The sequence below is a fragment of the Capsulimonas corticalis genome (assembly GCF_003574315.2).
In the GTDB taxonomy this organism is placed as follows: domain Bacteria; phylum Armatimonadota; class Armatimonadia; order Armatimonadales; family Capsulimonadaceae; genus Capsulimonas; species Capsulimonas corticalis.
This window is the reverse complement of record NZ_AP025739.1, coordinates 6,262,207-6,275,970: the sequence shown is the minus strand read 5'-3', so window position 1 is coordinate 6,275,970 and position 13,764 is coordinate 6,262,207. Positions and strand designations below refer to the sequence as shown.

General features: G+C 59.3%; 16 protein-coding genes. 11 read left to right on the top strand and 5 right to left on the bottom strand.

The features are described 5' to 3' along the window. Positions 1 to 12: 12 nt before the first annotated feature. The gene (rpsT, locus tag D5261_RS26975; RefSeq protein ID WP_119319055.1) at positions 13 to 297 is read right to left on the bottom strand and encodes a 30S ribosomal protein S20; all 285 of its coding nucleotides are present in this window, start codon (positions 295 to 297) and stop codon (positions 13 to 15) included. 205 nt (positions 298 to 502) lie between these two features. On the opposite strand from rpsT, the gene D5261_RS26970 reads away from it, so the two are divergent. From D5261_RS26970 to D5261_RS26955, 4 genes are all read left to right on the top strand, one after another. Next, positions 503 to 715: a cold-shock protein gene (locus D5261_RS26970; protein WP_119319056.1), complete on the top strand. Its 213-nt coding sequence runs from the start codon at positions 503 to 505 to the stop codon at positions 713 to 715. A gap of 175 nt (positions 716 to 890) precedes the next feature. Next, positions 891 to 2,138 (top strand): glycosyltransferase family 4 protein, encoded by a 1,248-nt coding sequence (locus D5261_RS26965; RefSeq protein ID WP_119319057.1) that lies wholly within the window; start codon positions 891 to 893, stop codon positions 2,136 to 2,138. Positions 2,139 to 2,202: 64 nt separating this feature from the next. Then, the gene (locus tag D5261_RS26960; protein ID WP_165863865.1) at positions 2,203 to 3,462 is read left to right on the top strand and encodes an AAA family ATPase; all 1,260 of its coding nucleotides are present in this window, start codon (positions 2,203 to 2,205) and stop codon (positions 3,460 to 3,462) included. Then, positions 3,459 to 4,103 (top strand): DUF4276 family protein, encoded by a 645-nt coding sequence (locus tag D5261_RS26955; protein ID WP_119319059.1) that lies wholly within the window; start codon positions 3,459 to 3,461, stop codon positions 4,101 to 4,103. The genes D5261_RS26960 and D5261_RS26955 overlap by 4 nt, the downstream gene beginning before the upstream one ends. Positions 4,104 to 4,171: 68 nt before the next feature. Here the strand turns inward: D5261_RS26955 and D5261_RS26950 are convergent, their stop codons facing one another. Continuing rightward, entirely contained in the window at positions 4,172 to 5,011 is an 840-nt protein-coding gene (locus D5261_RS26950) for a M48 family metalloprotease (RefSeq protein WP_119319060.1), read from the bottom strand. A 138-nt stretch (positions 5,012 to 5,149) separates the two neighbouring features. On the opposite strand from D5261_RS26950, the gene D5261_RS26945 reads away from it, so the two are divergent. The 3 genes from D5261_RS26945 to D5261_RS26935 all read left to right on the top strand — a co-directional run bounded on the left by D5261_RS26945 (position 5,150) and on the right by D5261_RS26935 (position 7,326). Further along, positions 5,150 to 5,647 carry a DnaJ family domain-containing protein gene (locus D5261_RS26945; RefSeq protein ID WP_165863866.1) on the top strand — a complete coding sequence of 166 codons (498 nt, stop codon included), beginning with the start codon at positions 5,150 to 5,152 and terminating at the stop codon, positions 5,645 to 5,647. Next, a complete protein-coding gene (locus D5261_RS26940; protein ID WP_119319062.1) occupies positions 5,635 to 6,180 on the top strand; it encodes a hypothetical protein in 546 nt (181 codons plus the stop codon). Before D5261_RS26945 ends, D5261_RS26940 begins: the two co-directional genes overlap by 13 nt. Positions 6,181 to 6,267: 87 nt before the next feature. Then, on the top strand, positions 6,268 to 7,326 hold the full coding sequence (locus tag D5261_RS26935) for a hypothetical protein (RefSeq protein ID WP_165863852.1): 1,059 nt from the start codon (positions 6,268 to 6,270) through the stop codon (positions 7,324 to 7,326). Between the two features lie 21 nt (positions 7,327 to 7,347). Here D5261_RS26935 and D5261_RS26930 read toward each other — a convergent pair whose 3' ends face one another. Continuing rightward, positions 7,348 to 7,626: a YiaA/YiaB family inner membrane protein gene (locus D5261_RS26930; RefSeq protein WP_119319063.1), complete on the bottom strand. Its 279-nt coding sequence runs from the start codon at positions 7,624 to 7,626 to the stop codon at positions 7,348 to 7,350. A gap of 142 nt (positions 7,627 to 7,768) precedes the next feature. On the opposite strand from D5261_RS26930, the gene D5261_RS26925 reads away from it, so the two are divergent. The 3 genes from D5261_RS26925 to D5261_RS26915 are packed head-to-tail and all read left to right on the top strand — an operon-like array spanning position 7,769 to position 9,199. Beyond that, the gene (locus D5261_RS26925; protein ID WP_119319064.1) at positions 7,769 to 8,107 is read left to right on the top strand and encodes an ArsR/SmtB family transcription factor; all 339 of its coding nucleotides are present in this window, start codon (positions 7,769 to 7,771) and stop codon (positions 8,105 to 8,107) included. Next, positions 8,100 to 8,624 (top strand): SRPBCC family protein, encoded by a 525-nt coding sequence (locus tag D5261_RS26920; RefSeq protein ID WP_301002269.1) that lies wholly within the window; start codon positions 8,100 to 8,102, stop codon positions 8,622 to 8,624. Before D5261_RS26925 ends, D5261_RS26920 begins: the two co-directional genes overlap by 8 nt. After that, on the top strand, positions 8,621 to 9,199 hold the full coding sequence (locus D5261_RS26915) for an ATP-dependent Clp protease proteolytic subunit (RefSeq protein WP_245992441.1): 579 nt from the start codon (positions 8,621 to 8,623) through the stop codon (positions 9,197 to 9,199). Before D5261_RS26920 ends, D5261_RS26915 begins: the two co-directional genes overlap by 4 nt. 315 nt (positions 9,200 to 9,514) lie before the next feature. Here the strand turns inward: D5261_RS26915 and D5261_RS26910 are convergent, their stop codons facing one another. Further along, positions 9,515 to 10,366, bottom strand: a complete 852-nt coding sequence (locus tag D5261_RS26910) for a helix-turn-helix domain-containing protein (RefSeq protein WP_119319067.1) — start codon at positions 10,364 to 10,366, stop codon at positions 9,515 to 9,517. 99 nt (positions 10,367 to 10,465) lie between these two features. Here D5261_RS26910 and D5261_RS26905 point away from each other — a divergent pair, with 99 nt between their 5' ends. Next, a complete protein-coding gene (locus D5261_RS26905; RefSeq protein ID WP_165863867.1) occupies positions 10,466 to 11,896 on the top strand; it encodes an ADP-ribosylglycohydrolase family protein in 1,431 nt (476 codons plus the stop codon). Between the two features lie 85 nt (positions 11,897 to 11,981). Here the strand turns inward: D5261_RS26905 and D5261_RS26900 are convergent, their stop codons facing one another. Then, the gene (locus D5261_RS26900; protein WP_119319069.1) at positions 11,982 to 13,706 is read right to left on the bottom strand and encodes a SpoIIE family protein phosphatase; all 1,725 of its coding nucleotides are present in this window, start codon (positions 13,704 to 13,706) and stop codon (positions 11,982 to 11,984) included. Between the last annotated feature and the right edge of the window lie 58 nt (positions 13,707 to 13,764).

Here is a 13,764-nt window from a genome sequence, read left to right as displayed (position 1 = left end):
TCGCCGGAAAACTTAGGCGGTCGCGGCGGCCTTGGCGGCGTTGACCCGCTTCTGAAGGCGCGACTTGCGGCGGTTGGCCGCGTTCTTGTGAATGATCCCGCGCTTCCACGCCTTGTCGATCACGCTGACCGTCTTGGAGACGGTGGTGGTCACCGTCGCCTGATCGGCGGTGGTGTCCGCGATCACGGTGCGGGCCTTCTTGACGAAGGTCTTGATCTGTGACTTAGCGGCCTGGTTGCGCAGCTGGCGCTGGCGGGAACGCTTGACGTCCTTGATGACTGATTTAATGTTTGGCATTGCCGACGAAACTCCTGCAGAGATTGTGAACGCGCGAAAAATCGAATGCTCAATAGTATACCATGCAGGCCATGCTCGGCGCAACCTCTGTGAAGAATTAATTTTTTGTGGGGCGAGCATAGGAATTCACGCGTTGGCACGCTTTATGCATCTATGGAGAATGCGTTCGTTTTATTCTCGAGATCCGACCTCAGGAGGTGCATCAATGTTGACGGGTAAAGTCAAGTGGTTCAACAATACTCACGGATACGGTTTTATCGCGCTTGAGCAAGGACAGCAAGATGTCTTTGTGCATTTTTCGGTCATTGAGATCGATGGATATAAGACCCTGCGCGAGGGTCAGGAAGTCGCGTTCGAGCTGGAGCAGGGTCCCAAGGGAAATCACGCCACGCGCGTTGTGACTGAGCTCCCCAATTAAACGTGAGCCTTCGCCAAAAATGATGCGCCTGGGTTGGACCGCTGCGAACAAAAGCCGGTAAGCAGATGGGGCTTCCACTGTTTACCCGCTTTTGCTCCCGTGCGAATTTTCCCGAGGCGTGGTACAATGGTCATCAGGAGGGTCCGGTCAGAAGTCCGGATTCCCGCTGAGCGCCATGCGCATTCTTTTTGCAGCTCCCTACGTCCCATCGCCTTCGCGGTTTCGCGCCTATCAGATTGTCGATAACTTATCGCGTCTGGGGCACCAGATCACCGTCGTCGCGCTGGGGGTGGAGGGAACGGACGCGGATTACTCCGCCAAGGCTCTTTTGGAGGAGATTTGTGAGGCCGTACACGTCGTCCCGATGTCGCGGGGCGGCGCTTTGCTCCAGACCGCCCGCCTGCTGAACTCGCCTGTTCCGCTCTGGGTCGCTTCCAGCTACTCTCCCCCATTCCTCAACACCCTGCGCCACGTCCTGGCGTGCGGGAAGTTCGATGTCGCCCACCTCGAAAGTCTCCGGATGGCCCACGCCGCCGGCGCGCTCAAGCACGCGCTCCCCGTTGTCTTTGATGCGGTCGATTGCCGCACGGACATTCAGGCCCGGCACGCGCAAAACAGCGTCAACGCCCTTGACGGCGCCGTCGCGCGTCGCGAGCTGCGAAAGATGGAGATTTACGAACCGCGCGTCGCCGCCGAATGCGACCGGGTGATCGCCGCGACCGACTACGCCGCGAACCGCCTGGATTCCCTTGCGCTCCCGCACGGCGCATCGCTGAAACTCGATGTGATCCACAACGGTGTCGATCTTTCCTACTTTCAGCCGCAGCCTGAAATCCCGGTCCAGCTTGGCAAATTGGTGTTTTCCGGCCAAATGGATAACGAAGCCAATCGCGACGCGGCGCAGTACTTCTGCGGCGAAATCTTTCCCGGCATTCGCAACGCCTATCCCTCCGCGACGATTACCTTCGTGGGAAGCAATCCCGCGCCGGAGCTGATGGACCTGGCGAGCAATCCGCACAGCGGCGTCCACGCCACCGGCCGAGTCGCCGACGCCCGCCCATTCTTCGCCCACGCCGCGCTCGCCGTCTGCCCGCTCCGCGCGCCCGGCCCCAGCCGAAGCCGCGTGCTCCAACTCATGGCGATGGGCAAAGCTCTCGTCGCCACCCCCGCCGCCTGCCGAGCGCTCAGCCCCGCCGCCGTCGGCGAAAGCATCTGCCTTGCCGACACCCCGCTCGCCTTCGCCACCCAAATCATCCACCTCCTCAAACACCCCGAAGAAGCCGACCGCCTCGGCCGCAACGCCCGCCGTTACGTCGAAGAACACCACGACTGGCGCAAAATCGCCCTCAAACTGACCGATATCTACGACGAGGCGATCGAAGAGAGGAAACGCGGAGGCAAAGTGCGAGTGAGCTTGGATTGATCGGGTTTGATGATGTGCGACTGGATGCTTACATATTGATTTATTTTTTGTAGAGGGTGATATTGTGCAAATCGTACAGTTAGAGATAAAAGGCTATCGGACTTTAAGAAATGTTTTGTGGAAGCCTGGGAATCTAAATATCATCATTGGCCCTAACGCATCTGGTAAATCTAACATCTTGAGGCTGTTGGAATTAATCCAAACTTCGGTGTGGGGTATGATGGAGGATATAATTCAGAACTCTGGGGGAATGCTGTCAATTTTGTGGGACGGTCAAGACAGAGATCTGGCTATTATTATTTCTCTTTCTGAAGACAGTAATGAACTGAAAGCTACTATTTCTTATTCTCTGGAATTAAAAAGAATCGGAAAATCAAACGCATATACTATTTTTGACGAAGCAATCGCCCATATATTGCCTTCCAATCACGAAGATGATTGGACTGTCCCCAGGATACTTCATCGGAGGTCTACTGATGCTTTTTACAGTGATGATGATGATGAAAAAGTAGAACTTCAAGGCGGCGAAATACTCTCATCATCTGAGACACTGCTTTCTCGTGTCAGAGCATTTCCAAAAATATCCATTCTGATTGATCGTGTTGCTCAGAATTTAAACAATTACGAAATTTATCCGGAACTGCGACTTGATCAGCTTGCTCCAGTTCGTCAGCCTGTAGTTTCTAGGTTCGAAGAGCGTTTAGATCCCGATGGGCAGAATCTTACCTCTGTACTTCATACCGTCTATGAGAGCGACTTAGCCTTTCAGGAGAATATTGACCGTGCGATGACTGCCGCCTTTGGCGACGATTACCGAGGTCTTGCATTTCCACCTGCTGGTACTCAGCGCGTAGAATTAAGTTTACGCTGGAAGTCGCTAAGCAGGCCACAGCCCGCAGCCGTATTATCCGACGGGACTTTACGATTTCTATTTCTTATCACAGCCCTTTCGCTTCCAAAACTGCCGTCGCTTATTTGTATCGACGAACCGGAGACTGGCCTGCATCCATCCATGCTTCCCATTATCGCGGAGTACGCCGCGAACGCCGCGCAGCGAACGCAAGTTGTGCTTACGACGCATTCGGTGCAGTTTCTGGATGCATTTAGTGAGTACAATCCCACGACAACGGTGGCGCAGTTGAAAGATGGCGAGACAAAGCTTGTCACACTGGATGGCGAGAAGCTGGCGTACTGGCTTCGCGAATATTCTCTGGGGGCCTTGTTCGGTTCCGGCGAGCTGGAAAATATGGCGCAGGATGCGTTGGAGGAAGAGGAAGAAGCTGGAAGCCATGAGCGAGAGTCGGTCGGCGAGGACGCCGAATGAAGTTCATCGTATTCGTGGAGGGATATACGGAAGAAGCCATTTTAGGCGATTTCCTTGGTCGATGCATGAAGGCGCATTTTCCGGAAGGCAAGTCCGTCGGAATCAAAACCGTGCGCTTTGATGGGTGGGCCGCGATCCATCGTGATGTGGCGAAGCACGCAAAGCTGTACCTGAATGGACCGGATCGAGAAAAGATCGTTGCCGTCATTTCTCTGATCGATCTATACGGTCCGACGATCTATCCGGCGGAAAAACAGAGCATTGTAGATCGTCATGCGTGGGGCGTCAAGCACATGCAGGAGAAAGTTAACGATCCACGATATCGTCACTTTTTCGCCGTTCACGAGACGGAAGCTTGGCTGCTCAGCGATCCTGCCATCTTTCCGCCCAAAGCGCACGACGCCCTAAAGCCGCTGCGAAACAGACCCGAGACCGTGAACAACGATGAGCCGCCGGCGAAGAGACTGGAAACTATCTATCGATCCAAGCTGAATCGGTCTTACGATAAAGTGACGGATGGGAAGAATTTGTTTCCGAAGCTTCAGCCGCAGCCGGCGCTCGCCGCCTGTCCTTATTTGAAGCAGATGGTAGATGAAATGGTGGAATTGGCGACAACTTACCAAACGAAGAAGAAAACCTGAAAACGCCGAATCTCTGGCGCCCCCTCTCCCAACTTTGGGAGAGGGGGCCGGGGGTGAGGGCCTTTGCCTTACTTCAGCGAATTATAATCCAGCGGCGTGAGCGCTGGGAAGTCGCTCTCGCGCTTGAGGGCGGCGATGCGCTGTTTGGTGTGGTCGATGCGCGCGGATGTCAGTGGGTGGTCGGAGAGGAAGTCGCCGCCGATGGAGCCGCCGTTACCGCTGACTTTTTGCAGTTCCTGGAAGAGCTGGATCATGCCCTGCGGGTTGTAACCGGCGTCCACCATGTTTTGCAGGCCGCCGGCGTCGGCTTCGTCCTCTTCGCCGCGTGAGAACTTATTGGAGATGGCGCTGTCCGCCAGCTGCGCGATCGTCTGCGCGCCCTGTCCCGCGTGGAAGATCGCCAGGCCCAGAGCCAGCAGGGTGTCACGCTGCTGCGCTTTCGCGTACGCTTTCGCCCAGTGCTGCTTGCGGACGTGGGTCATTTCGTGGCCCGTGACCGCCGCGAGGGCGTCATCCGTGTTCAGTTTCTCGTAAAGGCCCGTGAACATAAACATATCGCCGCCGGGCAGCGCGAAGGCGTTCACTTCCTTGCTGTCCAGAACGTGGAACCGATAGTTCCAGGTTTTGCGCTCCTCCGGCGAGAGGGCCGCGACGAGGCGCTGGCCGAGCACGTCGAAGTGCTTGGCGCGTCCGTCGAAGATCTCTTTGTACTTCTGCAAAACTTCCTTCGCCGCCTGATCTCCAACCTTCTTCTGGTCGGCGGGGCTGGGCTGCGAAAATAGGCCGCCGGCTTCGGCGGGCTGGGGGACCAGAAGCGTGGGGGCGATTATCAGACCTGCGCCCGTCCAGGCGGCGCGCCGCAGGAAACGCCGGCGCGATTCATGCATTTCCAGTTCTTGCTTGTTCATATTGTTAACACCCTTCCATAGGATCAAAGATCTTGATTATTGCTTCTTAGACGTTATACCCACTCCAGAGGTTCCATGGTCGCTTGTAGGGCCGTGAAGAAGGTTACGGGTATAATTATTGTCAGAAAGGAGCAGGATATGGTTTCTGCTGACGATCTCGCCGACAACCCTGACTGGACCGCCGGTATCGCCGAGCGTAAAATCCAGGATGCGATGGAGGAAGGACTGTTCGACAACCTTCCGGGGCGCGGCCAGCCCCTCGATTTGAGCGTCAATCCCTTCGAGCCGCCGGGCATGGGCGCCGTCAATCGGCTGCTCCGGCACAACAAGGTGCTGCCGATGTGGGTGATTCTGGAGAAGGAAGTCGAGGCGTCCCGCGCCGCCGCGCTGGCCAGCCTTGCGCGATGGGAGGCGGCCGAGCCGTCGCTCCAGGGCGCTCCGGAATACGAAGCGCGCCGCGCTCAGGCCCGCGACGCGTACGCTCGCCATATGGCGACCACCAACGATTTGATCCTCAAAGTCAACTTCGCCTCCCCATTCGCCCTGCGCGCCCCGATCCCGTTCATGGTTCGCCGGCGTTTGCAGGAATTTGACACGCGTTACGGCGTTCCCAAGGAGAGTTCGTGCCCGCATTAGGCGCTCAGGCGTTCATCAATACTGGAGTGTTTTTAGGGCTGACGTTTGCCGCCCGTGTCTGGTCCAAATGGCGCGTCGACCGGCGCAAGCAGGCCGCGCTGCGTACGCCGCTGGTGGACGGCGCCGTTTTGGAGGCCGCCCTTACCCCGCGCCCCGCCGACGGCGATGACGCCGATCTGCTCGCCGAGCTGCGCGAAACCTTCGCCCTGCTCAATCGCCAGGCGTACGCCGAGGAGTTCTGGGGGCTGCATCAGCAGCTCGAAACGCTGGACGCCACACTGGGCGCCCCGCAGCGCGCCACCCTGCGCCGCGCGCTCCTGCGCCTCCTCGCCTCCTCCGACCGCTGGCTCCAGCTTGTCAGCGCCAAAGCCTGCGCCGACCTGCAAGTCGCCGAAGCCGCCGCGCCGATCCAGCTTCTGCTCGGCGCCGAAGGCGAGCCGTCGAAGTCGGATGGGGTCGGGGACCGATACCGCACGGTGCTGGAAGAAGCGCTGGTGAAGCTGGGTTCGGATCCGCTCTCCCTCGAAAAGTAGTTGCGTTCAGAAATTATTCATCTTCTTCCGCCAAACTGTCGCTCGTGGGCATCCACATAACTTCAGCACCAATTGGCGGGAGCATCCATGAACCGTATTTTGACCGCGTCCGTTTCTGTCCTGGGCGCCTCTCTTATCGCCGGAGCCGCCTGCGCCGATGTCACGATCATTTCGAAAGTGACGGTGGCGCACGCGGTTCTGCCGTCTTCCCAGTCCCCGGTGATCACATTTCACTCCGCGTCGGCCCCGGCCGGCGGCAATGAGGGAGCGCCGGCCGGCGCCCCCTCCGAACCCGTTCCCCCGGTTTCCGAATCCGTGACGACTTATTACAAAAACGACAATGCCCGAACGGAGATTTCCGGCGGCCTTGTGACCCTGTATCACGGCGGCGAGGGGAAGATCTACACGCTTGATCCGTCACAGAAGACCTACTACGTCGAATCGTTTGACGATATCTTGCAGCCAAAGGCGGCCGCTCCGCAAAACCCCGCGATCACGATGAAGGTCGACGGCGACATCGACCTTTCCCCGGGAACGGATACCCGAACGGTTTCCGGAAACACCGCCAAAGTGTTTTTGGTGAGCGGGGCCGTCACCGTGACCCCGGAACGGACCGGCGGCGGATCGCGCGGCGGATCTGGGGGCGGCGGAGGCCGTCGCCGACGTGGCGGGGGCGGTGGATTTCCTGGCGGTGGCGGTGGCGGCTTCCCCGGCGGTGGCGGCGGATTCCCTGGCGGCGGTGGCGGCGGCTATCCCGGGGGAGGAGACGGCCCTGGCGGCGATGATCGCGGCGCGCCGGCTTCGCGCGTCCATATCGCGCCCGTGCAGGTGTCCGGCGAATACTGGCTCGCCGACAGCGTCAAGCTCCCCAGCGCCAAGAAAGCGAGCCTGCTGCCGGCGGTCTATGCGCCGATCTCCGGTGAGACATTCGCGTTCAAGCCTCTGGCCGAGAGACTGAAAAAGACCAGGGAAATCCCGCTCGGCAGCCGGATCGCGTTCACGCGCACGTCCCCGCAGGGCGTACAGGAGTCGGTGACGATGACCACGGAGGTCGCTTCCGTCGCGCAGACCGCGCTGGCCGACTCCCTTTTCCAGCTTCCGATCGGCTATACCGAGGTCGCCGCTCCGACGCCTCCATCTCCTTGAGCGACGAGACTGCAAGACAATTTATGGCTTGATTTCATAGTCGTGCAGCATCTTCTCCGTTTTGGCGTTCGTGAGGCATTTGATCAATTTCTGCGCCTCATGCTCATCCCGCATCGTTTTGGTCAGTACGATTGTCGAGCTTACCGTAAAAAACAGACCCATTCCGAGGAAGCCGCGAATCCACAGGTTGACGGGCAGTTCCCAGATGCCGAGGCTCATCAGGCCGAGCGAGATCAAAAATGCGACTTGCACGAAGAAGCGCCAAGCCGCGCTGTCCTGCTGTAGTTGTGGGGTCTCCAAAGCTCCTTCCTTTCTGGAGGCGATACAGATAGGTATACGGCGCTTCAGGAATCCCGGACATAGGACGTTTGACCTATATTTCACAAGGACATCGCAAAAATAATTCTTGACATTTTAGCAATTGCTAAAGTATACTCTTCCCATGAGCCGCGCTCAATCCAACACGGATGTCTTTTACGCCATCGCCGACCCGACCCGCCGTTCGATTCTGGAGATCCTCCGTCGTGGAGAATTGCCGGTTTCGGAATTGGCCGCGCACTTCGAGGTGACTTTGTCAGCCATTTCGCAGCATATGCGTGTCTTAAGAGATGTGGAGCTGGTCACGGTGCGCAGTTTGGGGCGGGAGCGATTGTATCAGCTCAATCCGCTGCCGCTGCGGCCGGTGTCGGCGTGGTTACAGGCGTACGAGCCGTTTTGGGCGGGCAAACTGCACGCGCTGGGCGATTTTCTGGAGGCGGAAGATGAAACCAAGAGTGACTGACGAGATCGGGGCGACGGAACATACGATGGAGCCGGCTTTGAGCTTCGACGCCGAATATCCCCAATCTCCGGACCGCGTCTGGAAGGCGCTGACGGACCCCAAGGCGCTCGCCCGCTGGTTCCTTCCCGGCGACTTCGAACCGCGCATGGGCTTTCGCTTTCAGTTTGAAATGGGGCGTAGGCGCGTGCGGGGCGAGGTGATCGACGCTGAGCGCGAGCGGCGGTTATCCTATAAGTGGCGGGCGGAGGATGAGCCGGAATCCGTGGTGACATGGACGCTGGAGCCGACCGAAGTCGGCGGCACGCGCGTCCATCTGGAGCACACCGAGGCTGTGGGCGCGGCGATGTCGGCGGCGTGGTCGTGGGGCCATGTCGTCACGCGGGCGCTGCCGCAGGTGCTGGCGGCGGGGGAAGGGCGGCGCGGCATGCGTCTGTCTTCGCATCGAAATCGGGTGGTGCTCGCGACGAGCGCGCCGCGCGTAACGTTTCTGGCGACAAAAGGAAGGAGCAATCGATGACTTGGATTCCGACGGTAGTGGAGCAGAGCCCGCGCGGCGAGCGGGCTTACGATCTCTGGTCACGGCTGATGAAGGACCGGATCGTCTTCATCGGCGAAGAAGTGCGCCCGTCGATGGCGAATGTCATCATGGCCCAGCTTCTTTTTCTGGAAAAAGAAGATCCGGATAAGGATATCGAAGTCTACATCAACTCTCCGGGCGGGGATGTGATGGCCGGACTTGCCATCTATGACACTATGCAGCACATCAAGCCTGATGTCGCCACCACATGTGTCGGCATGGCGGCGTCCATGGGCGCGGTGCTGCTGTCCGGCGGAACGCAGGGGAAACGCACGGCGCTGCCCAATTCACGCATCATGATCCACCAGGGCAGCGCCGGATTCAGCGGCACGCCCTCCGACGCCGAGATCCAGATCAAGCTGATCCTCGGCTTCAAGGAAAAACTGACGCAGATCTTGGCCGACAACTGCCATCGTTCATTCAGCGACATCTCCCGCGATGTGGACCGAGACTACTGGATGTCCGCACAAGAGGGCGTCGACTACGGAATTATCGACCATGTGCTGATCAAATAGTGAATTTTTTGAGGCAAATATGAGATATACTGTTGTCGGTTTCAAGTGTTATCTACTCGCAAAAATTGCGTAATGACCAAGGATATCGTCAATGATTATCGAAATTCCCTGCTATCCCGGCGGCCCATGGATTTTCGTATGGATTGACATTCTGCTGGAAGCGTGATATAGTATATTCACGTTCGCAAAATTGAACGAAAGAATTTAAAGCGAGAGCCAATCGGCTCTCGCTTTTTTTGCGTCTAACCACTCCACAAATTAAATGCCTAAGCGCGTCTGCATATCCGTCCTGTGTCCAATTTCCATTTCCCTCGTTCACAACTGCATCGCATTTCGATATTGCACCGGCGTCGTCCCGCATGAGCGCTTGAAGATCTCGTAAAACTGCGTCACGGAGTTGAAGCCGGCGTCGAGCAGAATGTCAAGCACGGTGGCGTCGGTGGTGACCAGCATGCGCTGGGCATGAGCGATGCGGTGTTCGTGGAGGTATCCCACGATGCTGGCGCCGAAGTGGGCGCGGAATAATCGCATGGCGTAGCCGGGCTGGAGGTTGGCGGCGGCGGCGACATCGGCGACAGTGAGCGGTTCTTGATAGTGCGTCGCGATGTGCCGCATCATGAGATCCGCATGACTGACTTCCGAATGCTCTCGGTGCGCGTGCGCCGGCGAACTTGGCGCTGGGCGATCTTCGAGCACGTTCATCGCCAGCTTGCGCAGGCGCGCTTCCACTTCCAGCAGGACGATTTTGCGATCTTCCAGCGTGTCGTGCGCGAGGCGGGCGCTCCAGTCCTCGAATTGAGCGATCGAGACCGCTTCCGGGAGGGGATTGGGATCGAGGAGGAAGCGGCCGCGCAGCAGCATCCGCGCGAACTCCTCGGGCAGCCGCCACTCAAGAAAATGCTGGAGCGGAACTTTCATCCAGTAAAGCATCGTTGGTTCGTCACACTGGTAGGCGAGATGCGGAACCACCGCCCAGAACGCCGCGCACTGGCCCTGCTCCAAACGCAGCCGCTTTCCCCCAAAGACAAAGGTCATCCCGCCGCCACGCACAAAGATCAACTCGATTTCGTTGTGCCGGTGCGCGTGCGCCGGCGCCGAGAAATGGTCTGACCCGGTGTGGATCCCAAACGAGTAAAACGGCGCCTCCGACGGCAAATTCCCCTTCATTAGTGCATTATACCGAAAGAATTTGGCCAAACAACGAAAGACACTGCGCGATCCGCGTGCGATAATGCCCTCACATCAGAAATGGAGGCAAGGATCAACATGGCGGATATTCAAGAAACGCTGCTGGATCAGTGGGCCAAGCGCGCCGTGTGGCTGGACGGCTGCGACATCGAGACCGAGTATCGACAGGCGCGAGAAGAGGGAAGGAGCCTCGCCAGCGTCGAACAGGAATTTCAGGCGCTGATCGCGACGCCGCGAACGGGTCCGGAATGGCGTAACGCTGTCGGCGGCGCACGCGGCAGGGAGTGGATGCAGCGCGTGGGCGATCTCATCGACCGTGTTCAGACGCTTCCGTTCCGTGCGGATTATCAGTATGAGGAGCCGAGCGATCTGGATGGCATTCGGCAAAGCCGTCCTGCTTCCGTTGACCTTCCGTTGTGGAGCGGCTCGGATCTGGAGTGGGAGCGGCGGCTGCACGGCGCGCTGCTCGGTCGCACCATCGGATGTATGCTCGGTAAGCCTGTGGAAGGCTGGGATGTCGCCAGCATTCGGGTGACGGCGGAAGCGACGGGCAATTGGCCGCTGACAGATTATCTCCGAAAGCCAACGGAAGCCGAGGATGCGGCGATCGAGACCCAGTCTCCCAAACATCGGCTTCATTCCTGGCATGCGCCGATGCTGCGCGGTACGATGCATGGGATGGTTGAGGATGACGACACTAACTACACGACAATTGGCTACAGCATCGTGCGTGAGTTCGGCAAGGATTTCCAGCCGCTCGATGTCGCCGTCTACTGGTGCCAGAACGTTCCGATCCTGCACACCTGCACCGCCGAGCGCATCGCCTACCGCAACTTCGTTGTCAATGTTCTGCCGCCGCAATCGGCGACCGCGCGCAACCCCTACCGCGAGTGGATCGGCGCGCAGATCCGCGCTGACTACTTCGGCTACGCCAACCCCGGCAACCCGACGCGCGCCGCCGAATGGGCGTGGCGCGACGCCTCGATCAGCCACATCAAGAACGGGATCTACGGCGAGATGTGGGTCGCCGCGATGCTGGCCGCCGCTTATGTCGAAAACGATTGGGTGAAAGTTATCCGGACTGGCTTGGCGCAGATCCCCGCGCTCTGCCGTCTGCGTGAGGACATAGAAGGGATCTTGACATTGTACGCCGAGGGCGTGAATTACGATGGCGCCGTTGCGGCCATCCATAAGCAGTGGAACGAAACGAACCCGCACGACTGGTGCCACACGAACTCCAACGCCCAGATTGTCGCACTGGGCCTGCTCTACGGCGAAGACGATTTCGAGAAGACGATCACGCGCGCCGTGATGGCTGGCTTCGACACGGACTGTAACGGCGCCACCTGCGGCTCGCTCTGGGGCGTCAAACACGGCTTCGATGCGATCCCCAACAAATGGTCCGAGCCCATCTCGGACACCCTGCGCACCGGCGTCGTCGGCTATCACGAAGTCGCCATCTCCAAACTCGCGGCCGATATGCTGGAAACCGCTCGGAAGGAGCGTTAGGCTTTCGCTCAGAAGAGAGTTAAGACGCCGTTCAAATACTTTATTGGCAGAGCCTCAAATTACGAATGAGTCGCCCGAGAATTGGTTATCTTGCGCCGTCGATCACGCCGATGAGCAAGCATTGATCGTCGCGAACGCCATCGAGCGCATAGGATTCGACGCCGGCGATGATGCGCGCGGCGATCGCCGCCGGGTCGTCGTGCGGCGCGGCCGCAAGCAGGTCCTTGACTCCCGTGAGGCCCAGCAGGGCCGTCCGCCGAACGCCCACCTCGGTAAGGCCGTCCGTGAAGATCGCCAGCGTATCTCCGGCGGAAACCGAGGTGGAAACCTCACGGATGTCCGCCTGCGAATGGGCGCCGAGCACGGGGCCGGTGGGGGCCAGCTCCTCAATCGCGCCCTGGTTCGCGCGCCGCAGAAGGCCCGGCTCTTGACCGCAGTTCACATAGGTGAGCCGGCGCGCGCCGGCGTCGTACTGCCCCACGAACAGCGTGGCGAACCCCGTCAGCAGGTTGTGGTCGGCGATGGTGTCGTTGAGCGTCGAGATGGCGTTCGCCGTTGTCGCCCCGTTATACAGGGCAAACCGCAGCATATTGCGCACGGTCGCGACTTGCGAGGCCGCCGCGAGACCTTTTCCGGACAGATCGCCCACGACCAGATAGGTCACGCCTTTATCGGTGGAAAACACGTCGTAAAAATCGCCCCCGATTTCGGCTTCGTTCAGCGCCGGGTGATAATGGTCGGCAAGGCGCAGTCCGGGAGTGGATCCGGGAAGCTCCGGCTGCAGGGCTGCCTGAAGCTGCGTGGCGATGGCGTGCTCGCGCTGCTGGAGCCGGCCCGCTTCGATCGCGGCGCCGATATGGCGCACCGCCATTGCCAAAAACTCTTGATAGTCGGCGTCCAGCTCATGACGGGGGTTGACGCCGATAATCACAAAGCCATGCAGCGATCCGTCCCCGGCGACGGCGATCGGCTGGATCAGCGCCGAGCGCGGACTCTCCGGCCACATGGAAGCCGGCAGGGATTCAAAACGTTCCGACAGGTTTTCGACGAGAAGGGGGCCGGACATCGCCTGCGCGATCGGCCATGTCTTCGCCGATTCCTCAAGCAAGTCGATGATCTTCGGGGCGGCGGACGAGCCAGGAAGCGCCCAGGCCGAGCCGGCGAGCCGCGCGCGACGCTCGTTGTCCATCAAATACACAAGAGCAAAGGGAATATCGGCGGGATTATTCGTGAGCACCTGAAGACTGGCTTCGATAGCGTCCTGAGCCGAAGGCGCATGGACCGTCAATTCGCGCAGCGTTCCATGCCGGCGCGCGCGCAGCACTTCGCCGGTGGTCTCCCGGCAGGCGCAGAAGATGCCGCCGACGCCGCCGGATTCGTCGCGAAGCGGCCCGTAGGAAAAGGTAAAGTATGTTTCCTCGACATATCCGTCGCGGACGACCATGAGCGGGAAGTTCTCGGAATACGTCGCGACGCCTGTTTCGCGGACGCCGTCCAGCATCGGACTGATCTCATCCCAGATTTCCGACCAGCACTCCCGGCCCGGTCTGCCGAGAAACTGCGGATGTTTCCGCGAGCCGAGAATGGGCCGATAAGCGTCATTGTAGAATCGGACGTATTCGGGACCCCACCAGATCTCGATCGGGTGCCCCGAGCCGAGGCAGATGCTGACCGCCGTGCGCAGGCTTTGCGGCCAATCACGAACCGGCCCTATCGGAGTTGTCGACCAATCCAGCGCGCGCATCCGCGCGCCCATTTCCCCGCCGCCAATCAGGCAGTCATAACCATTTGCGTCTTCAAGTAAAGGCATTATCTACGAACGTTTTTCACGTCCTTCTCCATCGTTGCGCGTTGCGGTAAGATGGGGA